Source organism: Polyangium spumosum (genome assembly GCF_009649845.1).
In the GTDB taxonomy this organism is placed as follows: Bacteria; Myxococcota_A; Polyangia; order Polyangiales; family Polyangiaceae; genus Polyangium; species Polyangium spumosum.
Map to the genome: position 1 here is coordinate 321860 of NZ_WJIE01000004.1, position 23350 is coordinate 345209.

Sequence of the window (23350 nt, forward strand, 5' to 3'; positions counted from 1 at the left end):
CCCGAGTACGCCCGGACGCTTGGTGCTTTGGGCGAAGTGCACAATCCAACTGGACTTTCGACGCGCCATCCGCCTATTCTCGGCGCGCAAGAGAACGTCTCGTCCTGTGCCTGGGCGGCAATTTGGGCTGCAAGTTCGAGGACTTATGTGCGTGCTTGGTGTGGGTGGGGCTGCCATGGCCCTCTCCGCGCTCAGGTGACGCGAGGAGCGGCGGAGCCGGCTCCGAGAGAAAGGTGAGCGAAGCGATGAAGCTTGGCGCAATGGTGATGGCGTCCTGTGTCGTGGTCTCGAGCATGCTCGGGCTGGGGTGCAGCCGGAACCGGCAGGAGGCCGTGATCCTCGCAAACCAGGGCGACAAGGAGGTCGCGCTGAACCCGGACGGCGCGGCCAACAAGTACGAGCAGGCGACCAAGCTCGATCCGACAAACCATCGGATCTTTTACAAGCTGGCGATGGCCTACAAGAAAAAGGAGGAGTGGGACAAGACCGCCTCGACCTTGAGCCGCGCCACGCAGCTTGCGCCGAAGTTCGCGAACTACTGGTTCGAGCGCGCGTATGCGCTCGAGATGCAGGCGAAGAAGAAGACGATCTCGTACGAAGAGGCGAAGGAGCCGTACCAGAAGTGCATCGAGAACGATCCGAACTTCGCTGACTGTTACCACCAGCTCGGCAACGTCTTCCTTTGGACCGACGACGAGCAGAAGGCGCTCGAGAACTACACCAAGGCGGTCGAGCACAATCCGAACGAGATCCGTTACTATACGGCGCTCGCGGACCTCTACCTCCGCCTGGGGTACACGAAGGAGGCCGAGCAGGTGCTCAAGGAAGCGAAGAACTTCGCGAAGCCCGGCGACAAGAGCCTCTTCGGCGTGCACGTGCTGCTCTCGCAGGTTCACCAGGATCGCAAGTCGCTCCCGGAGATGGTGACGGAGCTCGAGGCAGCGAAGGCGGTCGCGGGCAAGGATGGCCCGGAGGCGGTGCAGATTCTCTTCAGCTTGGGCAGCACTTACGCGCAGCTCACCCCGCCGAGGACGCAGGAGGCCGTCCAGATGCTCAAGGGCTTCACCGCCCGGGCATGCAAGGGCGCGAAGGCGGCGAGCTTCAAGACCGAGTGCGAGACCGCGCAGACGCTGGTCACGCGGCTCGGTGGCAACTAGTCGGGGGCGCGGTTCGGCGACGTCGTTTGCAAGGCCTTTTGTAGGTCAGGTCAGGGGCCGAGGAATCCATGGATCTTGCGCAGCGTCTGAAGCATCTCGAGTCGGTTCGTGATTGGCAGGGGCTCGCTGAAGAGCTCGAGAAGGGGCTCGCCAGCGAGGCGGATGCCACGGCGAAGGCCGGCTACCACCTGCGTCTGGGGCGGCTCCTCGAGGAGAAATTCCTCCAGGGCGTCAAGGCGCTCAAGCATCTGCAGGACGCCTTCAAGCTGAATTCGACGCTCACCGAGGCGCTTCGCCTCGCGCGGCTCGTGTACTGGGACCTTGGCAAGATCAACATGGTCCAGAGGCTCCTCGAGCTCGAGCTGAAGGGGATCGAGGACGGCCCCGAGGCGACCCCGCTGCTCGTGGAGCTCGGGGACGTGTACTGCGACATCGGCGACAACGAGAAGGCCGTGTCGACGTACGCGCGTGCGCTCGGCGCGTCCGGGGGCACGAGCGAGGAGGCGCGCGCAGGTCTCGCCGACGCGCAGGTCGAGCTGGAAGGCTGGGAGGCGCACGTCGCTTCGCTCCTCCAGGGCGCGGCCGATCCGTCGCTCGACGGTGCTGCGCGCGCGCGCCTGTATCTGCGCGCGGCTCGGCTCGCGCGTCGCTTCGCGCCGGCGGAGGTCGACGATCTCCTCGCGAAGGCGTACGAGGCGAACGCGCTCGATAAGCAGGTGTCGGCGCTCTACGAGGGGATCCTCGTGGAAGAGGAGCGGTCGCAGGCGCTCGTCGACGTGCAGCGTCGCGTGCTCGATGCGTCGAGCGGTCGTGCGCGCGCCGAGGCTGCGCTTCGGTTCGGCACGCGCTGGGCGACGCGGCATCAGAACGCGGAGCTCGGCGCCAAGCTGCTCGAGGAGGCGCTCGCGCACGACCCCGAGTCCGAGGGGGCCTTCGCCTATCTGCGAGACCTTTGGGGCGCCAAGGAAGGCGACTGGGAGCGCGTCGCGGTGCTCGCCGAGACGATCGCCTCGGACGGCGGCAACGGCTCGCCGTTCATGCTCGCCCAGGCGGGCGGGATCATCTGGCAGAAGCTCGGCAACGTGATGCGCGCGCGGCCCTGGTTCGAGAAGCTCTCGCAGGTCGCGCCGCAGCACCCCACGCTGCTCGCGTTCGAGACGCAGATCGGCGAGCGCCTCGGCGCCGCGGTTTCGGCGCCCGTGGCCTCGGTGCCCGTGGCTTCGGAGCCGGCCGTGTCGGCTGCGCCGGAGTCTGCGGCCGCGCCCGAGGTCGAGATGGAAGTGTCGACGGAGGTGGTCGAGGAAGAGGACTCCGTGGACTGGGCCAAGATCGAAGAGCTCAAGGCGAAGGCCCAGAAGCAGGAGCAGGCCAAGCGCTTCAACGAGTACGTCAAGACGCTCGTCGAGCTCGCGGAGGCGGTGCCCGACGCGTCGGACAAGATCGCGTACTACCAGCAGGCCGCGGAGCTCTACACGGGCAAGTTCTCGAACGCGGCCGAGGCCGTGAAGTGCTTCGAGGCGATCCTCGCGATCGACGGCGAGAACGCGCAGGCGATCGAGTACCTGCAGCAGAGCTACGAGAAGCGGCGCGACTGGGAGAAGCTCATCGGGCTGAACCGGCGCAAGGCGCAGATGATGCCGCCGGGGCCGGCGCGCGCGGAGAAGTTCCTCGAGATCGCGAAGCTCGCCACCGAGCGCGTCAAGAAGCCCGAGGTCTGCGTCGAGCTCTGGGACGAGGTCCTCGCCGACGATCCGGAGAACGTCGAGGCGCTGAACGCGCTCGCGGGCCTCCACGAGCGCTCGAAGGACTGGGACAAACTCGCTGGAGTGCTGCAGAAGCAGGTCGAGATCACGGCCGACTTCAAGGCGAAGGAGGCGCTGCTCGGCAAACTCGGCGCCCTCTACGGCGATCGCCTGAGCAACGACGACGCTGCGATCGAGTCGTGGGAGCAGTTGCTCACGCTGAACCCGAACGAGCGCAAGGCCCAGGAGGCGCTGAAGAAGCTCTACCTCAAGGTCGCGCGCTGGGAGGACCTGCAGCGGTTCTACGAAGAGCAGGGCAAGTGGGACGAGTTCATCCGCGTTCTCGAGTCGCAGGAGGCGAAGGAGACCGAGGACAAGAACAAGATCAGCTTGCTCATGAAGACGGCCCAGCTCTGGCTGGATCAGAAGGGCAAGCCCGATCGGGCGATGAAGGCCTACGAGAAGGTCTGGACGATCGACGCCGGGTATCTGCCGGCGGCCGAGGCCCTGATCCCGCTCTACACGCAGGCCAACAACGCGAAGGGGCTCGCGGTCGCGATCGAGGTCAAGCTCGCGAACGATCAGGACGCGGACACGAAGCTCGCGCTCTACCGCGAGGTCGCGGGGTTGTACGAGGCCAAGCTCAAGGAGCCGCAGAAGGCGTTCGAGCGCTTCCTCTCCGCGTTCGAGCTCGCCCCGGGCGACGAGCAGTGCATCGATGACGTGGAGCGCGTCGCTCGCACGACGGGTAGCTGGGACAGCCTCATCGGGTCCTACGGCAAGACGATCGCGCGCGCGGACGAGGAGGCGGATCGGGATCTCGGGATCGCGCTGCGACTCCGGCTCGGCCGCGTCCTCGTCGACGAGGTCCAGCGCGTGGACGACGCGCTCGCCCAGTTCCGGGCCGTGTACGACACGGACAGCGAGAACGCGTCGGCGATCTCGGCGCTCGAGCGTCTCTACCGCGACACGGGTCGGTTCACCGAGCTGCTCGAGATCTACAAGCGCAAGCTGGAGCTCGCGCAGGACACCGAGGAGACGAAGAGCATCCGCTACGCGATCGCGCAGCTCTACGTCAACGAGATCAAGGACCCGGCGAGCGCGATCACGACGTACAACGAGGTCCTCCAGGACGATCCGGCCGACGCGCCGGCGCTCGAGGCGCTCGACACGCTCTACCGCGAGGGCGAGCAGTGGGAGAACTACGTCGACGTCCTGCGCCGCCGCATCGAGCTGAACCTCGGTGACGCGGTGACGGTCGATCTCAAGTACCGGCTCGGCTCGACGCTCGAGAAGCTCGGAGACGCGCACGGCGCGCTCGAGAACTACCGGGAGATCCTGGTCCTCGATCCGGCGAACGACGGCGCGCGTGTCGCGCTCGAGAAGCTGCTCGAGAACGAGGAGCTGCGCGCCGAGGCGGCCGGGATCCTGCAGGAGATCTACGAGACGCGCGGCGACTGGGAGAAGCTCATCCAGTCCCTCGAGATCCTGGCGGCTGCGGAGGCGGACGTCGGCACGCGCGTGAACCTGCTGCGCAAGGTCGCCCGTACGGCGGCCGAGCACCTGACGGATCTCGCGCGGGCGTTCGAGGCGCAGAGCCGCGCGCTCAAGGACGATCCGTCGAACGGCGAGACGCGCGGGGAGCTCGAGCAGCTCGCGGCGCAGGCGGGCTCGTGGGACAAACTCTTCGCGGTCTTCAGCGAGATCGCGGGGGGCCTCAGCGACGAGCGACTCGCGCGCGAGTACTGGATGCGGCTCGCGGGCATCTCGGAGAAGCTCGGCAAGATCGAGGACGCGGCGAACGGCTACAAGCGCGTGCTCGAGATCGATCCGGCGGACGGCGAGGCGCTGGCCGCGATGGATGCGCTCTATCGTCGCACGGAGCGGTGGCAGGACCTCATCGAGGTCTTCCGTCGTCGGATCGCGCTCGCGCCGGAGTTCACGGATCGCGAGGCGCTCTTCGCGCAGATGGCCGAGGTCTACGAGGAGAAGCTCTCGCTGCCCGGCGACGCGATCGCGGCCTACCAGGAGGTGCTGCGCGAGGATCCGACGAGCCACGTGGCGCTCACGGCCCTCGACGGTCTCTTCTCGCGGCAGAGCATGTGGGAGGACCTCGCGGACAACCTGGAGCAGCAGCTCCGGTACGCCACCGAGGACGAGCACCAGATCCGGCTCATGCTCCGCCTCGCGGCGTTGCGCGAGTCGAAGATGAACCTGCTCGAGACCGCGATCGAGGGCTACCGCCAGGTCCTCGAGCGCGAGCCTTCGAACGAGGAGGCGCTCGGCGCGCTCGAGCGGCTGGGCAAGCTGCCGGAGCACGAGGTGGCGATCGCCGAGATCCTGGAGCCGCTCTACAGGGCGTCGGGCGACTACATGAAGCTCATCGGCGTGCACGAGGTGCAGGTCCGACGGAGCGACGACGTGAGCCGCAAGGTGGAGCTGCTCCATCAGATCGCGACGCTCTACGAGGACGCGGGCGGTGATCTGAACTCGGCCTTCGACACGTACGCGCGCGCGCTCGGGCACGATCCGGCGCTCGTCGAGACGCAGCAGGGCCTGGATCGGCTGGCGCGCGCGACGGGAAGGTTCCCCGACTTCGCGCTCGTGCTGGTGAACCTCGCGGAGCAGCAGCAGGAGCCGGAGCTCTCGAGCCAGCTCTTCACGATGAGCGCGCGTGTCTACGAGTCGGACATCGGCGACATCGAGAGCGCGATCAAGCACTACCGCAAGGTGCTCGAGATCGACGCGCACAACCTCGGCGCGGCCGAGGCGCTGGAGAACCTCTTCCGGGCTGCGGATCGGTACGAGGAGCTCTCGGCGATCCTGCAGCAGAAGGCCGACATCCTCGACGAGCTCGGGGAGAAGAAGGGCGCGCTCTTCCAGGCGGCGTCGATCGAGGAGGACATCCTCCAGCGGCACGACGCGTCGATCGCGGTGTACGGCAAGATCCTGGAGCTCGATCCGGAGGATCTCGGCGCGATCGATCAGCTCATCAAGCTCTACCTCGGTTTGTCGCGGTGGGCCGACCTTCTCGCGGTCTACACGAAGAAGGTCGATCTCGTCGGTGATCCCGAGGAGAAGAAGAGCATCTACTACCAGATGGGCGCGGTCTACGAGAGCGAGCTCAAGGACGTGACGGCGTCGATCGACACGTACCAGCGCGTCCTCGAGCTCGATCCGGACGATCAGCAGGCGCTCGGTCGGCTCGACGTGCTCTATCAGCAGGCGCAGAACTGGCACGAGCTGCTCGGCGTGCTCGAGCACCTGTCCCGCATCTCGGCCGATCCGGCGGAGCAGATCTCGTACAACTACCGGATCGCCGAGCTTTACGAGAAGCACCTCGGCGACATGCAGCGTGCGATCGAGCTCTATCGGGATCTGCTGCAGGTGATGCCCGATCACGAGCCCACGCTGATCGCCCTCGAGGGCATCAAGAGCAGCGGCGCGGCGGCGGCGCTCGAGGCGGCCCTCGTGCTCGAGCCGATCTACGACACGGCCCAGCAGTGGGAGCAGCTGATCAGCGTCCTCGAGGTCCAGGTCGCGAAGGCGGACGATGCGTACGCCAAGGTGGAGCTGCTCCACCGCGTCGCGCGCCTGCACGAGGAGATGCTCGGCAACCACCAGGCGGCCTTCGACACGTACGCGCGGGCGGTGACGTTCGACATCGCCAACCAGGACTCGCTCGGCAACATCGAGCGGCTCGCGATGTACGTGTCGCGCTGGAAGGACGTCGCGGCGCTCTATGATCAGGAGCTCGGCAAGCTCGGTGAGCAGCCGGATCAGTTCGTGGAGCTTGGGCTGCGGCTCGCGGGGATCTTCGAGACGCAGCTCGAGGACGTGGACAGCGCCGTCGCGCGCTACCGGCGCGTGCTCGAGGTCGACGCGGAGAACTGGACGGCGGTCTCCTCGCTCGACCGGCTCTTCACGATGACCGAGCGCTGGACCGACCTCGTGCCCGTGCTCGCGCGCGAGGCCGAGTCCTCGCCGAACCCGGAGGACTCGCTCGAGTTCAAGTACCGGCTCGGCCAGGTGCACCAGCTCCGCCTGAACGATCTGACGGCGGCGATCGGCGTCTACCGCGAGATCCTCAACGCGGCGCCGGATCATCAGGCGACGCTGGAGGCCCTCGAGGGGCTCTTCTCGGCGGGCGTGAAGCAGCTCGAGATCGGCGAGATCCTCGAGCCGCTTTATCAGTCGTCCGGCGACTGGGAGAAGCTCGTGGGCGTCCTGGAGGCGCAGCTCGGGCACCTCACGGAGCCCGCGGATCGGCTCACCATGTACTACCGCATGGCCGAGATCCACGAGGAGCGGCTCGTCGCGCTCGACGGCGCGCTCGAGGTGTACGTTCGCGTGCTCAAGGAGTACCCGACGGACGAGAAGACGCTCGAGGAGGTCGAGCGGCTCGGCGCGTCGACGGACAACGGCTGGAGCACGCTCGGCGACGCATACGCGGACGTGCTCGGCCTGCACGCGGACAAGGCGGTGCAGACGAACATCGGCACGCGGCTCGCGCGCGTGTTCGAGGAGGAGCTGCGCGACATCGAGAAGGCGGAGCAGACCTACCGCTACGTGCTCGGTGTGGACCCGCTCGATCCGAAGGCGCTCGCCGAGCTCGATCGGATCTACTCGGGGCTCGAGCAGTACGCGGAGCTCGCGGGGATCCTCGAGCAGCGGGTCAAGGTGCCGATGGAGGCCTACGAGCTCATCGAGCTCTACGGCCGCCTGGGCCAGGTGTACGAGGAGCAGCTCGGGCAGGTGGACGACGCGATTCGCGCGTTCCGCAAGCTCTTCGACGAGCTCGACACGAAGAACGAGGCGGCCATCTACGCGCTCGAGCGCCTCTACGGCGGCAAGGGGGCGTGGACGGAGTTGATGGGCGTCTACGAGCGTGAGCTCGAGATCACGGCGGACGAGGGCGAGGTGCGCGCGAAGATGGCGCGGCTGCTCATGCCGGAGCACCTCAACAACATCGCGGCCGCGATCGAGATGTGGAAGCAGGTCCTCGAGATCAAGGGCGAGGACACGGAGGCGCTCTTCGCGCTCGCGAATCTGCACGAGCGCGAGCAGCGGTGGGCGGAGCTCTGCGAGGTGCTCGAGCGGCAGTTCGACGTCGAGCCGACCGACGAGGCTCGCGTGGCCGTCCTTCTGCGTCGCGCCAAGCTCTACAACGATCAGCTCAGCCGCGATGATCTCGCGCTCGACGATTACAACCGCGCGCTCGACATCGAGTACGCGAACGTCGAGGCGCTCTACGCGATCGCCGAGATCTGGCGCAAGCGCGGGGACGACAACGAGCTCGTGAGCATCCTCCACCAGACGGTGGATCGTGCGGGTTCGGTGCTGCCGGCCGAGAACGTGGTGGCCCTCTACCGCGAGCTCGGGATCATCTACCAGACGCGCCTCGTCCAGCCGTACGACGCGATCGACGCGTGGCGGAAGCTGCTCGCGGTCGACCCGCGTGACTTCGAGGCGATGGCGGCGCTCGAGAACCTCCTCCGCGCGGAAGAGCGCTGGGTGGAGGTGATCGACGTCAAGATGGGCCGCGCGGCGGCGTACGAGGACGGCGCGGAGAAGATCCGCGAGTACCTCGAGGTCGCCGACATCTGGGAGCACCAGGTCCAGGACAAGGACAAGGGCACGACGGCGTACGAGCGTGTCCTCGAGATCGAGCCGACGCACGATCGCGCCTACCTCACGCTCGAGGAGCTCCACAGCGCGGCGCACCGCGCCGAGCCGCTCATCGAGCTGTACCTGGCGCGCCTCGACACGCGCGAGGACACCGACGAGAAGACGGACATCCTCCGCAAGGTCGCGCGCGTGTTCGAGACGGAGCTCGAGGACCGGATGCAGGCGTTCGACGCCTTGCTCACGGCGTTCGAGCTCGACTTCGACAACATGGACACGGTCCGTTACCTCGAGCGCATGGCGCAGGCGACGAACCGCTGGCCGGAGCTCGTGCAGACGGTCAACGGGTGGCTGCAGGCGCTGAACCCGGAGAGGGATCCGCTGCGCACGATCCGGCTCTGCCTGCACCTCGCCAAGTGGTACGCGGAGGACCTCGGCCACCCCGAGTACTCGCAGCCGTACTACGGCAAGGTGCTGCAGATCGATCCAAACAACGTCGACGTGCTGCGCCAGATGGCGAACTTCCACAAGAAGGGCGGCCAGTGGCAGCAGCAGGGCCAGATGCTCACGCGGGCGCTGGAGATCGCCGTCAAGGACACCGATCGCAAGGAGATCCTGACGGAGCTCGGCGAGGTGCTCGAGAGGAACGCGGGCGACGTGGAGCAGGGGCTCTCGTTCTACAAGCGCGCGCTCGACGTGGACGCGTACCACCTGCCGGCGCTCGAGGCGCTCGACCGCATCTACACGGAGCGCGGCCTGCTCACCGAGCTCGTCGACGTCCTGACCCGCAAGGGCAAGGCGCAGACGGAGCCGTCGCAGATCGCGACCACGAAGCTGCGTTGCGCAGGGCTGTACGAGAAGGACCTCGGCCAGATCGAGAAGGCGGGTCAGGTCTACCGCGAGGTGCTCGAGGTGGACGCGGCCAACCTGCTCGCGATGCGAGGCCTCGAGCGCGTCTACAACCAGACGCACCAGTGGCCGGACCTCGTGAGCGTGCTGGAGATGCAGCTCGACGTGGTCACGACCGAGCGCGAGCGCATCGACGTGCTGCTCAAGATCGCGAAGATCCAGGAGGAGCAGTTCCTCAAGCCGGATCTCGCGGCCGCGAGGCTCGAGCAGGTCGTGGACATCGATCCGCACCACGAGGTGGCGCTCGATTCGCTCCAGCGCTGCTACCGCCGGCTGCGGCAGTGGCACGATCTCATCAACAGCTACGATCGCCACATCAACGCGACGATCGATCGGCAGAAGAAGATCGAGCTCTGGTCGGCGACGGCGAAGGTGTACGCCGAGGAGGTCCAGGATTTCGACCGCGCGATCGACGCGTGGCTGAACATCACGGACCTCGACGACAAGCACATCCCGGCGCTCGAGGCGCTCGCGAAGCTCTACGAGAAGCAGGACGATACGTCGCGCGCCATCGATTACATGACGCGCGTCGCCGACCTGACCGCGGACGGCAAGCAGCGCGTCGAGATGTATTACCGGATCGGTAAGCAGCTCGACGAGAAGATGGGCGATCGGTTTGCGGCGCGCGACCGGTTCGAGATGGCGCTCGATCTCGATCCGACGCACCTGCCGACCCTCGCCGCGCTGCGTGTCATCGCGATCGACGCAGCGGATTGGGATACCGCCGCCCGGTACCTCGATCAGGAGCAGATGAACACCGAGGCGCCGCGCCAGCGCGCCAAGCTCCTCGTGGAGCTCGGCAAGCTGCGCGAGCAGATCGGTGAACACGACCTCGCGGTGCAGGCGTACGAGCTGGCGCTCCAGAGCGACGCCGACAACGAGGACGCGGCGATGCCGCTGCTCACGGAGTACGTGGGCACCGAGAAGTGGGCGAAGGCGGAGCCGCTCGGCGAGATGCTCGTGCGCAAGTCGGGCAAGCGCGAGAAGGCCGAGCAGCACAACCTGCAGAACACGTTCGGCAAGGTGCTCGTCGCGATCGGGAAGAACGAGCAGGCGCTCAAGGCGTACCAGGCTGCCTACGCGATCGACATGACGAACCGCGAGACCATCGAGGGCCTCGCCGACGTCTGCTTCCGCTTGGGTGACTGGGCCGGCGCGCTGACGAACTACCAGAAGGTCCTGGGGACGACGGACGAGGCCGAGACCGAGGCGCGGGCGAACGTCTACTACAAGCTCGGCCTCATCAAGCAGAACCAGGGCCAGGCGAAGCAGGCGATCAACAACTTCGAGAAGGCGCTCGGCGTGGAGCCGGCCCACCGGCCGACGCTCGACGCGCTCGTCGCGGTCTACGACGGGCTCAAGGACTGGAAGCAGGTCGCGCACTACAAGCGCCAGATCCTCGACAACATCATCGACGGCGCCGAGCGCTTCAAGCTGCTCGGCGAGATCGCCGATACGTGGGAGAGGGATCAGACCCCGGCGAAGGCCGTGGAGGCGCTCGAGGAGGCGCTCGATCTGGAGCCGCAGAACCACGTTCTGCTGCACCGGATGCTCACGCTGTACCAGAAGGTTGGTCAGTGGGAGCAGATGGTGGACACGCTCCAGCGCATCGCGGACCTCGAGACGCAGCCGGGTCGCAAGTCGCGTTACTTCTTCACGATGGCGCAGATCTACCGCGACAAACTCGAGGATCTCGGGCGCGCGGTGGACCTGTTCAACGACGCGCTGGATCTCGATCCCGCGTTCCTCGACGCGTTCGAGCGCATCAACAAGATCCTCACGTCGCAGAGGGACTGGAAGCAGCTCGAGCGGGCCTACCGGAAGATGCTGCACCGCGTGGCAGGCAAGGGGAACATCGACCTCGAGTTCACCTTGTGGCACGCGCTCGGCCTCATCTACCGCGACCGACTCGAGGACACGAACGCGGCGGTCGAGACGTTCAAGATCGCGTCGCGGCTCAAGCCCGAGGACACGCAGGAGCACCAGATCCTGGCGCAGCTCTACACGGGCGTCGGCAACACGGAGGACGCGATCACCGAGTACCAGGCGCTCGTGAAGATCGACGCGACGAACGCCGACTCCTACCACGAGCTCTATCGGCTCTACGTGGAGCAGAAGTCGTACGATCCGGCGTGGTGCACGGCGGCGGCGCTCGCGTTCATCCGCAAGGCCGACGAGGACGAGCAGCGCTTCTTCGAGGACTACCGTCCGCAGGGGATGCTGCAGGTCAAGAACCGGCTCGACAACGAGCAGTGGCTCCGGAACCTCTTCCACGAGGAGGAGAACCTCTACATCGGCAAGATCTTCGAGATGATCGCCTCTGCGGCGCTCAAGGCGAAGATCGCGACGCTGGAGGCGAAGAAGGAGAAGCCGGTCCTCGATCCGCGGTTCCGTCAGGATCCGGCCACGTCGACCGTCACGTTCGCCCGCACGTTCGGGTGGGCTTCGCAGGTGCTCGGCATCCCGTGCCCGGCGCTCTACGTGCGCAGTGACGTGCCGGGTGCTCTCGTGGCCGTGCCGGCCGAGCCGCCCTCGTCGGTTGCGGGTCAAACGGTCTTGACTGGGTTCTCGCCGCAGGAGCTGACGTTCATCATCGGCAAGCACCTCGCGATGTATCGCGGCGAGCACTACATCAAGACGCTGTTCCCGACGGTCACCGAGCTGACGGTGCTCCTCTTCGCGGCGATCAAGCTCGTCCAGCCGGACGCGCCTTCGCCGCCGGACATCGACAAGCAGGTGCTGGCGACGGCGCAGACGATTCGCCAGTTCATGCAGCCGATGCAGATCGAGGGTCTGCGGATGGTCGTGAAGAAGTTCGTGGCGGACGGGGCGAAGGCGAACCTGAAGCGGTGGTCGCAGTGTGTGGACATCACGGCCAACCGCGCTGGGTACCTGCTCTGCGGCGACCTCGAGATCGCGAAGAAGATCATCGCGGCCGAGCCGCAGCAGCCGGGTGATCTGCCGCCGCAGGAGAAGCTGAAGGAGCTGCTCCTGTTCTCGGTCTCGGATCAGTACTTCGCGCTGCGGCAGCAGCTCGGCATCGCGATCGGCGGCGAGTAACCGCTCCCAGACAAACGCGAACCGCCCTCCTCGCAAGGGGAGGGCGGCTTCGTTTGTGCACCAACGGTCAGCCGCTACCCTTTGCATCGACCGCGTCGCGGTCGATGCGTTGCTTGACGATGGGGCTGCGCTCGGCAAGCCGAGCTACGCCCCAAACCCCCGGTCCAGGCCGTGCCTGGTCCGGGTCCAGGGGTGGACAACCCCTGGTCGGGTCCGGGGTGAAACCCCGGCGCAACGCTCCAGCTACGACTCGTTTGGCGGAAGCGAGAGGATCTGCTCGATGGGCTTCGTGACGCAGCCGTAGGCTTCGGCGGCGGCGAGCAGGCCTGCGTTGTGCGGGAGGTTCACCAGAAAGGCGCGCGCGTAGGGCGTGCCTTCGAGGCCTTTCAGGCGGCGCTCGAGGTGCGGGATGGCGCGCTCGACGCCTTCGCGGGCGCTCTTCAGGTCGCCGATGTCGACGTAGGCGTCGTGCAGCGTCAGGTAGATCGAGGCTTCGTTGAGCAGGCTCGGGGCGCCGGATTCGACGAGGCCTGCTGCTTCGCGGGCGAGATCGATGGCCTGGTCGGAGTTGCCGAAGCGGCGCTCTGCTTCGGCCCAGAAGCCGAGGGCGACGGGGAGAACGTCGCGGTTTTGGGAGGCTCGATAGGCCTCGGTGGCGGTCTTGAGCAGCGAGCGTGCGCGCGGGATGTTGCCTGCGCCGTCGGTGCGGAGCAGCTCGCAGCCGCGGTAGAAGAGCGTGCCGAGTGTCACGCGGTCCTTGTGGAACCAGGCGACGGTCGCTTCGTCTGCGCTCGCGCGGGGCTCGGCGAGGGCTGCGTCGAGGCGGCTATCCGGGCCGAACGTCGCGGCCCAGCAGAGCAGGTTCATCTGTGCGTTGCGTACCGTGCCGGGGCTGCCGATCGCCGAGGCTTTCGCGAGGCCTGCTTCGAGCTGGTGCAGGGCCTCGTGGCGCGCGCCGATCGTGGTCAGGGCGAAGCCGACGTTCGTGATGAGCATGGCCTCGCGCTCTTGCAGGCCTGCGCTCTTCGCGGCGCGGGCTGCGTTGCGCCGGGCTTCGAGTGCTGCGCCGAGCTGCCCCTGCGTTTGCCTCACGACGGCGAGGGCTTGCCATGCGTCGACGGCGGCCCAGTCGATCGAGCGGTGCTCGGTGAGGTCCAGGAGGACCTTCGTTTCGCGCTCTGCGAGGGCGAGCTGGCCGGCGTAGGCGTAGAGGTTCGCGAGCGACGCCGAGCAGCGCGCCTCTTCCTCGACGAGGCCGAGCTTCGCGGCGCGATCGCGGCACTGGATGAGGCGGGCTTCGACGTCGAAGCCCGATCCGAGCACGTAGTCGTAGCGGACGCGGGCGCCGAGGGAGCGGATCTCGCTCTCTTCGTCGAAGACGTTCTCGGCCATCGCGTCGATCGCCTCTTTGCGCTCGGTGGACTTCGCGTCGAGGCGGCAGTGGGCCTCGTCGAGCAGGACGGCGCGGGCGAAGGCGGTGGGTTTGTCCGTCGCGTACGTCAGCGCTTTTTCGGCCATTTTTACGGCTTCCTGGAGCGAGTTCGTCGCGAGGGCGCGGCGGGCGGCCGTCTCCCAGTGGACGGCGGCCTTCTCGTTCTGGGCGCCGAGTTCGAAGTGTTGCGCGACCGTCGCGGCGTCCTCGCCCATGTTGGCGAGCCACTCGGCGGCGGCGGCGTGGATCTGCTTGCGCAGCTCCTCGTTCGCCGAGGCGTAGGCGACGTCGCGGACGAGGGCGTGTTTGAAGAGGAACTCACGTGTGCCGGCGAAGCGGCTCGCGCCGTGCTCGACGAGCAGCTCCGCGGCGATGAGCTTTTTCAGGGCGCCGTCCGCGTCTGCGACGCCGACGGCGCTGATGCCGGAGTCCCACACGCTCAGGCCGAGGACGCTCATGCGCACGACGGCCTCGCGCGTCGCGTCGTCGAGGGCGTCGAGGCTGACCTGGATCGCGGCCTCGATCGTCGCGGCCGTGGTCACGTCCTTGCCGGCGGCGATGACGCGCGCGAGCTCTTCGGCGAAGAGCGGCGAGCCGGCGGCTTGCTCGGCGACGCGGTTCAGCACGGCCTCGTCCGCGTGCTCGCCGATGATGGCGCGGGCGATCTCGCGCGTGGCCTTCTTCGACATCGGGCGCAGGTCGATTCGCACGTGATCGCGGCCGACGAAGCGCTGGCCCTGGTCGCGCCAGAACGACGGTCGCATGACCATCATCACGAAGAGGGGCAGGTTCGTGGCGCGGCCGAGCAGGTGCTCGATCCAGGAGATGCTCTCGGGGTCGGACCACTGCGCGTCTTCGAAGAGCAGGACGCAGGTGCCGGCGGAGGCGGCGCCGAGGGCGAGCTCGGTCATCGAGAGGTAGAGCGAGTCGCGGGCGCCGCGTGGATCGAGGCCGTCGTCGAAGGGCTGGTTCGCGAGCAGGCGCGAGAGCAAGGTGCTGTCGCCGCTCCGGAGCTTGCGGACGCGCAGGCCTTGCTCGACCTGATCGAGGCTCGCGCCCTTGGGCAGGCCGAGCAGCGCGCGGAGGGCGTCGGTGGCGACGCCGAGGGCCTGGGCGCGGCCGAAGGACTCGCAGCGCACGCGGACGAGGAGAGGTGGCTCGTCGCGGGTCGTGATGCGGTTGACGAACTCGCGGCCGAGGCGGCTCTTGCCGATGCCGGGCGGGCCCGAGATCGTGACGATGATGGGGGTGCGATCGTCGACGCAGCGCTCGTACTGCGCGAGCGCGTTGATGAGCTCCGCCTCGCGTCCGATGAACTGCTCGGTCTTGCGGCCCTCGGGCTTGGCCTTCGCGCCGACCTTGAAGTGACCACCGGGGACGGGGTCGAACTGGAAGAAGCCCTTGTCGAGGTCCTTCGTGGTGCTGTCGCAGAGCAGGTTGCCTTCGCCCGCCTTCCGGGCGAGGGCGCTCGCGCGATCGACGACGTCCCCCGCGGACTTGACGCGATCGAGCCGCGTGCGGCCCGTGGAGACGCCGACGCAGGCGCCGTCCTGGGCGAGCCATCGGCCGAGATCGAGGGCGTTCGTGGCCTCGTCGCCGTGCGACTGGCGCATGCCGAGGTGCGCGACGATCGAGTCGGTGCCGAGGGGCAAGGCGTCGGCGCCGCGCTCGCGCAGGCGCTCGAGGAGCTGCAGGCGTTGCTCCTTGCGCGAGCCGACTTGCAGCGCGACGAGCGTCGTGACGAGCCGCGTGTTCATGGGCGGCGGCTCGGTCGAGGTGGCGAGCGCGCGCGCGACCTCGGGGACAGACGGGTCGCGGCAGAGCGCGTCGAGCTCGAGCGCGACCTCGCGTGACGAGGAGGGGCGATGCTCGCGCTCGGACATGAGCATGCGCGCGACGAGCTCGTCGAGGGCCTCGGGCACGTCGAGCAAGAGCTCGTTCAGGCGAGGCGCGGGGGTCGTGGCGAGCAGCGCGATCGTGGCGATCGAGTTCGAGCCGATGTGCGGGGGCCGTCCGGTGAGCAGCTCGAAGAGCGTCGCGCCGAGCGAGTAGATGTCGCTGCGCGCGTCGGCGATCGCGTCGCCGCGGGCCTGCTCGGGGGCCATGTACGCGGGGGTGCCGACGAAGATGTCGTTGCCGGTCAGGCGCATGTCGCGCGAGGTGGCGACGCCGAAGTCGACGAGCTTGGAGGTGAGCTGCTCGGGGGCCGCTTCGCCTTCGTCGCGTGACCTGCGTGTCGTGCGGGTCGAGACGGGGGGCGAGTCGGGATCGGGGAAGCGGCTCGAGAGGATGAAGATGTTCGAGGGCTTGATGTCGCGGTGCACGACGCCTGCGTCGTGGGCGGCGGCGAGCGCGAAGGCGACCTGACGCGCGATGTCGAGGGCCTGGCGCATCGTGAGGGCCGCGCGGAGCTGGCGCGTGAGCAGGTCCTCGCCTTCGAGCCACTCCATCGCGATGAAGGGCGTGCCTTCGTCGAACTTTCGGCCGAGCGCGGCGGTGTAACTCGAGTCGAGGGCGCCGTAGGCCACGACCTGGACGATGCCCGGATGATCGAGCTCGCTCAGGATCTTGCCCTCTTGCAGGAGGCGCGTTCGTTCGCCGGGGTCCGACTCGCCTGCTGCGATGATCTTCAGGGCGACGCGCCGCTGGGAGACCGTGTCGAACGCGCGGAACACGATGCCGACGGCGCCGCGCCCGACCTCGCGCTCGACCTGAAATCGCCCGGCGATGAGCTGCTGCGTGCGTGCCATGCCTTGCTCGGGGAGACCGGCGCGACGCCGGCCGAGGGTGTACGTAGGCCCGTTATGCGGGCCCGCCCAAGGGTACACAATCGGCGCACGAGCCAAAAGGCGGCTGCGCACCCGAGAGCGCGCTCGCTTGACGGTCCCGGGCCGAGCCCCTAGCCTCACGGCCACGCGCCCGCCGAATCGTGTGATCGGGCGAGCGCAGAAAGCGCGAAGAGGAGAGCTAGCGCATGCTCGAGCGGGTCGCGGTCCACCAGACGAGGCTCCGCACGCCGGGCCTCGGCCTGGATGCGCGCGGCGTGGCGCTCGGCGCGAAGGGCGTGGTCCTCCTGCCCTCGATCGATCGGCTCGTCGCGTTCCTCGCGCTCTACACGAGGCAGGGCTCGCTCGCCGACATCCTCCGGTCGCTCGCGATCGAGGTCGTGCGATCGAAGCTCGGGGCGCGCGAGGTGACGCTCACCTTCGCGGCCGAGACGAGCGATCGTATGGATCGCATCGCCGAGATCGCGCGTCTCGCCGGCGGCTACACGTTCACGGGGACGAGCCGTCACTTCGTCCAGTACCGCGACGCCGCGGCGCCCTTCGGCTACGACGTCGCGCAGATCAGCGCGGGCGACGCGACGTTGTGGCTCTACCACAACACGTTCTCGCAGAGCTACGAGACCGAGCGGAAGATCGACGTGCGCTCGCTCGTCCTGCGCCTCGAGCCACACGCCGATCCCTCGACAGGACGTGAACCCGGTCCGCGCTGGATCGCGGCGGAGGCGGGGCTCGGGCCGGCGCTGATCCACTACTTCGTGCGCTCGGGTGTCGCTGCCGAGGTCGGCGTCGCCGAGTGGCCGCCGGCCTCGAGCTTCGATGACGGGCCCGTCGTGCGTTACCTGTTCCGCGTGCCCGAGTTGCCCGAGCGGATGCTGCCGCTGCTCACGCGTACGCCAGGGGTCTCGATGTTCGTGCCGGCCGCGCCGGGCACGGCCGTGGAGGTGGGCTTCCGGCACCCCGTGAACCTCCGCGCTTGTCCCGTCTTCGCGGAGACGGGCCTCGTGCTCTTCCGCGGCCACGGCCTCGATCCGCTGGAGATCCCGAAGCTGCCCGCGCTCGGCGACGTGCGCGCCTTCGCCCGCATGGAGATGCGCAAGGACGTGGCCGCCGCGCGCGAGAGCGCGCCGAAGGCGACCTCGGTCTCGGTCGCGCTCCGCCTCGTGCCCACGCTCGATCCGTGGCGCCACGTCACGGCGACCTGGGTCGAGTCCGAGGACCTGCCCGTGCTCCGCCGCATCGCGTATGCGCTCGGCCCGGAGAGCTTGCGCGCGGCGCGCGTCGCGTTCACCGAGCGGGGCGCGATCGTCCGCCACCCGACGGGCATCGAGGGCATCCCCGTGGGCCAGTTCTTCCGCGAGGTGCACAAGCAGCTCTACGTGCCCGCCGGCTACGACGTGGTGCCCGCGGTCGCGCCGGACGTGCTCTACCGCTCGCTCGGCGCGCCGCCGGGGCAGGTGCTGTTCATCGGCCGCGACGGCAGCGTGCTCGGCGTGCCCGAGGAGGGCTTCGTCTCGCTCGAAGTGGCCGTGCTCGAAGCGCAGGCGTGGCTCCCGCTCGCGGCGGATCGCTTCGCGGACGCGCTCTCCTCGGCGCTCGCCACGGAGTTGCCCGAGGTGACGCTCGGCGGCGTGGGTTTGCGGCCGCTGCGTGACGTCACGGCGAGCGAGGACGGCGCCCTCCCCGCGCTCCCGGGTGCAGGCAGCGGAGGCTAGCTTGGCGAGCGACGACGAACGGTTCGAGGAGCTCGTCACGGGGATCGTCGCGCCCCTCGTCCTCGGCGGAAAATTGCGCCTCGTGCGTCCGTTCGGCCAGCTCGGGGCGCAGCTCGGGGAGGGGAAGGGCGTCGTCGACGCGGACCTGCGCTCGCGGCTCGACGTGGCGCGTGTTCGTCGCGCGCGGCTCGTCGCGCCGGTCGACACGTTGCCGGAGCTCGACGAGCACGAGTGGGCCCTCGCCGCGGCGCTGAACGATCTCTTGCAGGTGACGAACCACGAGCTCGGCGGGCTCTTCACGAAGGGGCGCTACATGCGCCTGCTCAGGAGCGTGTTCGATCTGTGCGGTCGGGTTCCGCCGCCGCGTGACGTGGGCGCGGCGCTCGCCCGCCATGCGACGTTCGCCCGCGTGATGGAGCTCAGCCGCGCGGACACGTCGGTGCGGTGGTGGACGGGCTCGGCGAGCTTCCGCGGCATGCCCCCGCCGAAGCGGCTCTTGCTCTGGCAAGACCTGCGGCGCGTGCACGTGGAGACGCAGCGGGTGCCGATCCACGAGATGTGCGACGGTCTGCCGACGATGGTCGCCGAGGGCTACACGACGGCGCTCTCGGCGTGGCTCTCGCGTTCGCCGCTCACCGACCTCGCCTCCGTCACGCGCGCGGCGCCGCTCTTCGCCTGGTCGCCTCCGACGATCGCGCTCATCGCGGTCCCTGCGGGTCGGATGCTCGCCTTCCACGTGCTCGCGCGGCAGCGGGCCGAGCACGTGAGCGCCGCGCTCTCGCGGGCCAGCGCGGGGCTCGACGGCCCGCTCGCGGCGCATCGTCCGGTCGTGGAGGAGTTCTCCCGGGAGATCGCCGCCGCCTTCGAGGCGATGCGGACCAAGCCGGACAGACGGGTCGCTGCGCCACGCGAATGATCGTTTGACTTCAAACGGTCAAAGCCACCGAGCGAGCAGCGCCGCGACACGCCCGCCGAACGTGCTTGGGCCCGGGGGCGTGAGGATCACGTGGAGCTCGCGGGCGTCGGATCGGGCGCGCTCACGGCGCTCGTCGTCGAGCAGCGAAGCGGCAGCCGCGGCGAGCGAGCGGCCCCGCGCCTCGTCCTGGAGCAGCTCGGGGTGGGCACGGCGACCGAGCAAGACGTTCGGCAGGCCGATGTGCGGCGTCCGTACGAGGCGACGGGCGAGGGCGTAGGTGAGGGGATCGACGCGGTAGGCGATGACCGTGGGCAGCCCGGCGAGCGCCGCCTCGAGGCAGGCCGTGCCCGAGGCGCAGAGCGCGAGATCGAAGGCCCCGAGCAGCGGGGAAGCGCCGTGCTCCGCGTCGGCTTCGGTGATCCCCACGCCGGCGCGGCAGGCCGCCCGTTCGAGCTCGGCGCGAGCGCGCGCGTCGAGCCACGGCGCCACGAGGACACGCGCCTCCATCACGTCGCCGCGCGCGACGAGCATCGCGGCGGCTTCGCAGAAGTGCGGCGCGAGGCGCGTGATCTCGCCGGCGCGGCTGCCCGGCATGACGCAGGCGGCGCGACCGCCGCCGAGCCCGAGACGGCCACGCGCGACCTCGCGGGGGAGGCGCGGCGCCTCGGCAGACGGATGCCCCACGAAGCGCGCGTCGTAGCCCGCGTTTCGCCAGAGCGGCTCCTCGAAGGGCAGGACGACGGCGAGCGTGTCGACGGCGTCGTGGAGCGCCCGGATGCGCCCTTCACGCCAGGCCCAGACCTGCGGCGCGACGGCCCAGAGCACGCGTGTCCCCCGGCGCCGGAGCGCGCGCCCGAGCCGCGCGTTGAGCTCCGTGAAGTTCACGAGCAACGCGGCGCGCGGCGGGTCCTTGCGGATCTGGCCGATCAGCGCGCCGAGCGATCGTCCCAGCGCCGACGCCTTCCGCAGCACGTCGAGCGTGCCCATCGCCGCCACGTCCGACGTATCCGCGAGCGTCTCCATCCCCTGCGCTCGGCACCCGCGCCCGCCGATGCCGAAGGCGCGCGCCGCTCCTGGCCTGAGCGCGCGCAGCACCTCGGCCGCGATGCGATCCCCCGAGGCTTCGCCGGCCACGACGAGCAGCGGCGCGCCCGCGCCGCTCACGATGCCTCGCGTGGCCCGCTCCCTTGCGCCTGCGCGGCGGCCTCGCCCGGCGCCGAGAGCAGCGAAGCGAGGCGCTTGCCGTACCGCTCGAACCGCTTCGCGCCGAGGCCCGGGATCGCGGCGATCCGCGCGAGCGTCTCCGTGGGTTCTTCTCCCGCCGCCGTGAGCAGGATGCTCGCGACGTCCTGCGCGCAGTGTCCTGGCAGCACGGCCTGCTCGTCGACGCCGCGGCGCTTGGCCTCGGCGCGCCGGAACGTGCTGATCTTCGACTCGAGCTCCCGCCGCCGCGCGATCTCCTTCCGATCGATTGGCGCGACCTCGAAGTGCGCTCGTTCGTCCGGAGGCACGTCCCCTTCGGCGGCGCCGCGCGTGACCGCCTCGAGCCACCGCGCCGCGTGCCTGCCTGCGCGGCCCGAGAGCGCGCCCGGCACGCGGCCGAGCTCCCGGATCGACGTCGGGCGCCTCGCCGCGAGCTCGAGCAGGATCTCGTTCGTGACGATCTTGAACGGCGGCACGTCGGCGGCCTCGGCGATCGCCTCGCGCGCCGCCACGAGGCTCCGCAGCGCGGCGCGGCCCGGCCGATCGAGCTTCTGCGCGCCCTTGATCCGCACGTAGGCGGGGCGCGTCTCCCGGGGCGGCGCGAGCGCCGCGCGCAGCTTGTACGCGCACTCCTCCTCGATCTCCTCCTCGATGTCCACCGCCGCGGCCTTCGCCGCGAGCGCGCGATCGAGCCGCAGGAGGTAAGCGACGTCGTCGCCGAGGTACCGCCGCTCCGCCGGCGAGATCGGCCTCCGGGACCAGTCGTGTTGCTGGAAGCGTTTGTCGAGGACGATGCCGAGCTCCGCCGCCAGGAGCGACGCGAGCCCGGTCGCCTTCTGACCGAGCAGCCGCGCCGTGACCGACGTGTCCCGCACGCGCGCGAGCGGCGCGCCCGCCTCGGCGAGCATGCGCGCGTCGAACGTGAGATCGTGCAGCACCTTCGTGGGGCCGTCGGGGCCGAGGAGCCTGTCGAGCGCGGCCGCGCTCGTGGCGAGGGTGTCGACGAGCAGGACGACCGTCTTCTCGCCTTCTTCCCAGGCGACCTGCGTGGCGCAGAGGCGAGGGCGGTAGACGAACAGGCCGTTCGCCTCCACGTCCACCGCGATCGCCGGGGCCTTCATGGCGCGCTCGAGCGCGCCGCCGAGCGCGCGCGCCTCCTCGACCCACAGGACCTCGTAGGGCGGCGCTTCGTGGCTCGTCATGGACGCGCGCGCACGGCTCGCCGCTTCGCCGCGAGGCCGAGGGCGAGGGCGAGGGCCGCGAGCGCGCTCGTGCCCGCCGAGCGAGGCGAGCCGGGGGCCGTCGCGCAGCAGCTCCCGTCTTCGGCCACGATCGGGGGCGGAGAGCACTCCGTTTCGAAGCCACGGCGCGGCGTGGGATCACACTCCGCGGGGATCGGATCGCCGGGCGGATAGGCCGCGCAGATGCCGTCGATGTCGTCGTTCTCCAGCGATCGCAGCTCCATCGAGCCGGGCATGTAGTCCGCGAACATCGTCGCCGTCCCGTCCGCGGAGTGCGACATGCCGAGGAAATGCCCCGTCTCGTGCGCCGCGATCGAGGGCAGGTCGTAGAGGACGTTGTCGATGCCGGTCGTGAACTCGACGTTCGCGCCGTTCAGCTCCATGTCCGCGTCGTAGATCTCGCCCGTCTCGACGTTGTACGTGACCGTGGTCAGCGCGAGCGTGCTCCCTGCGCCGGCGTGGGGCCACACCTTGTCGTGGAAGAGGATCACGTTCGCGTTGCCGGCCTTCTTGTTGTACTCGTGCACGTTGCACGCCACGGGACCGAGGTTCACGACCTTGATGCGCGGGTGCTTGCCGTCGCCGCAGTCGGCGTCGGTCCACTTCTGGAAGGCCTCCAGGAAGATCTGCGTCGCGTCCTCGAGGTCGATCTGCGCCGACGCGTCCTTCTGCATGGAGAAGCCGACGCAGGGCTTGCTCCAGAAGAGCTCGACGCCGCAGTCGGTGGGACGCACGGGCACGCAACGAGCGCCGGTCCCGACGCCCTTGCAGCTCGTCGTGCGGCAGTAGGCCGAGGCCGACGGCGCGAGCAACGCCGCCGCTGCGAAGAGCGAGAGCCCCAGGGCGATCGGCGCGAGCCGCGCTCGATTACTTGCGTTCACGCGGCGCACGTTTCGCCTCCTCGATGGCTGTGATCGCACGCGACAGCGTCGACCCGACGAGCACCTCGCGGGCGGCGACGCTGGGCCCGGTCCGCGGCAAGATCGTCCCCGCGTCGGGGCTCGCCGCGAGCTTCGGGACACCCTCCACCGTGGCGAGCACGGGGTAGTGGCCCTGCGCCATCGCCGTCACGACGACCGTGGTCGGCGTCTTGCGCAGAAACAAAAGCGAGCGCTCCCCGGGCTTGATCACCGCCTCGCCGGAGACCCATTGCCCGACCTCGCCCACGACGCCGCCGAGCGTCCGCACCCACACGCTCGTGCCCGGCTCTCCGACGACGGATTGCTCCACGTCGAGCCGCGTGTACGTGACGATCCGCCGGCCGTTCGGCGTGTCTTCCCACATGCTCTGTCGTTCACTCGCCTTCGCGACGACGACGTAGGACGAGCTGCCCACGAGCTCGTCGAGCGAGACGACCACCGACACCGCCGCCGCGGCTTCCTTCGGGCCCGTGTGGGGCGAGTGTGGTGACACGAAGAGCGCCGCCGGCAGGGCGAGCGAGAGCGCAAGCAGGGAGGCTCGAACGCGCATGCCGTGAAGGATACCACGTGGGGCCGCGCTCGCTCGCGCGTCGACCTCGTGCCGTGGGGACATGAGGTTCGACCCCTCCAAAAACGAAGCGCCGCGG

Annotated in this window: 9 protein-coding genes; 4 read left to right on the top strand and 5 right to left on the bottom strand. The window is 69.2% G+C overall.

Features of this window, described 5'->3' with window-relative positions:
- Window positions 1–245 precede the first annotated feature (245 nt).
- Together GF068_RS15240 and GF068_RS15245 are read left to right on the top strand one after the other, a co-directional pair.
- The gene (locus GF068_RS15240; RefSeq protein WP_240806931.1) at window positions 246–1157 is read left to right on the top strand and encodes a tetratricopeptide repeat protein; all 912 of its coding nucleotides are present in this window, start codon (window positions 246–248) and stop codon (window positions 1155–1157) included.
- 68 nt (window positions 1158–1225) lie between these two features.
- A complete protein-coding gene (locus GF068_RS15245) occupies window positions 1226–12493 on the top strand; it encodes a tetratricopeptide repeat protein (protein ID WP_153820122.1) in 11268 nt (3755 codons plus the stop codon).
- Window positions 12494–12736: 243 nt separating this feature from the next.
- On the opposite strand, the gene GF068_RS15250 is transcribed toward GF068_RS15245, so the two are convergent.
- Window positions 12737–16675 (bottom strand): serine/threonine-protein kinase, encoded by a 3939-nt coding sequence (locus tag GF068_RS15250; protein ID WP_153820123.1) that lies wholly within the window; start codon window positions 16673–16675, stop codon window positions 12737–12739.
- Window positions 16676–16899: 224 nt separating this feature from the next.
- Between GF068_RS15250 and GF068_RS15255 the strand changes: the two genes are divergently transcribed.
- Window positions 16900–18423 (top strand): hypothetical protein, encoded by a 1524-nt coding sequence (locus GF068_RS15255; RefSeq protein WP_153820124.1) that lies wholly within the window; start codon window positions 16900–16902, stop codon window positions 18421–18423.
- A 1-nt stretch (window position 18424) separates the two neighbouring features.
- Complete coding sequence (locus GF068_RS15260) at window positions 18425–19339, top strand: hypothetical protein (protein WP_153820125.1); 915 nt, start codon at window positions 18425–18427, stop codon at window positions 19337–19339.
- An 18-nt stretch (window positions 19340–19357) separates the two neighbouring features.
- Here GF068_RS15260 and lpxB read toward each other — a convergent pair whose 3' ends face one another.
- Genes lpxB through GF068_RS15280 form a run of 4 tightly spaced genes read right to left on the bottom strand, consistent with a single transcriptional unit; the run spans window position 19358 to window position 23253 of the window.
- Window positions 19358–20503: a lipid-A-disaccharide synthase gene (lpxB, locus tag GF068_RS15265; RefSeq protein WP_153820126.1), complete on the bottom strand. Its 1146-nt coding sequence runs from the start codon at window positions 20501–20503 to the stop codon at window positions 19358–19360.
- On the bottom strand, window positions 20500–21744 hold the full coding sequence (locus GF068_RS15270) for an HRDC domain-containing protein (RefSeq protein WP_153820127.1): 1245 nt from the start codon (window positions 21742–21744) through the stop codon (window positions 20500–20502). The genes lpxB and GF068_RS15270 overlap by 4 nt, the downstream gene beginning before the upstream one ends.
- Window positions 21741–22673, bottom strand: a complete 933-nt coding sequence (locus GF068_RS15275) for a matrixin family metalloprotease (protein ID WP_338046398.1) — start codon at window positions 22671–22673, stop codon at window positions 21741–21743. Before GF068_RS15275 ends, GF068_RS15270 begins: the two co-directional genes overlap by 4 nt.
- A complete protein-coding gene (locus GF068_RS15280; protein ID WP_153820128.1) occupies window positions 22651–23253 on the bottom strand; it encodes a hypothetical protein in 603 nt (200 codons plus the stop codon). Before GF068_RS15280 ends, GF068_RS15275 begins: the two co-directional genes overlap by 23 nt.
- Window positions 23254–23350 lie beyond the last annotated feature (97 nt).

What these genes read in the sequence shown, in the direction of transcription:
- GF068_RS15240 (WP_240806931.1), top strand. Translation starts at nt 246, where the DNA reads ATGAAGCTTGGCGCAATGGTGATGGCGTCCTGTGTCGTGGTCTCGAGC.
- GF068_RS15245 (WP_153820122.1), top strand. Translation starts at nt 1,226, where the DNA reads ATGGATCTTGCGCAGCGTCTGAAGCATCTCGAGTCGGTTCGTGATTGG.
- GF068_RS15250 (WP_153820123.1), bottom strand. Translation starts at nt 16,675, where the DNA reads ATGGCACGCACGCAGCAGCTCATCGCCGGGCGATTTCAGGTCGAGCGC.
- GF068_RS15255 (WP_153820124.1), top strand. Translation starts at nt 16,900, where the DNA reads ATGCTCGAGCGGGTCGCGGTCCACCAGACGAGGCTCCGCACGCCGGGC.
- GF068_RS15270 (WP_153820127.1), bottom strand. Translation starts at nt 21,744, where the DNA reads ATGACGAGCCACGAAGCGCCGCCCTACGAGGTCCTGTGGGTCGAGGAG.
- GF068_RS15280 (WP_153820128.1), bottom strand. Translation starts at nt 23,253, where the DNA reads ATGCGCGTTCGAGCCTCCCTGCTTGCGCTCTCGCTCGCCCTGCCGGCG.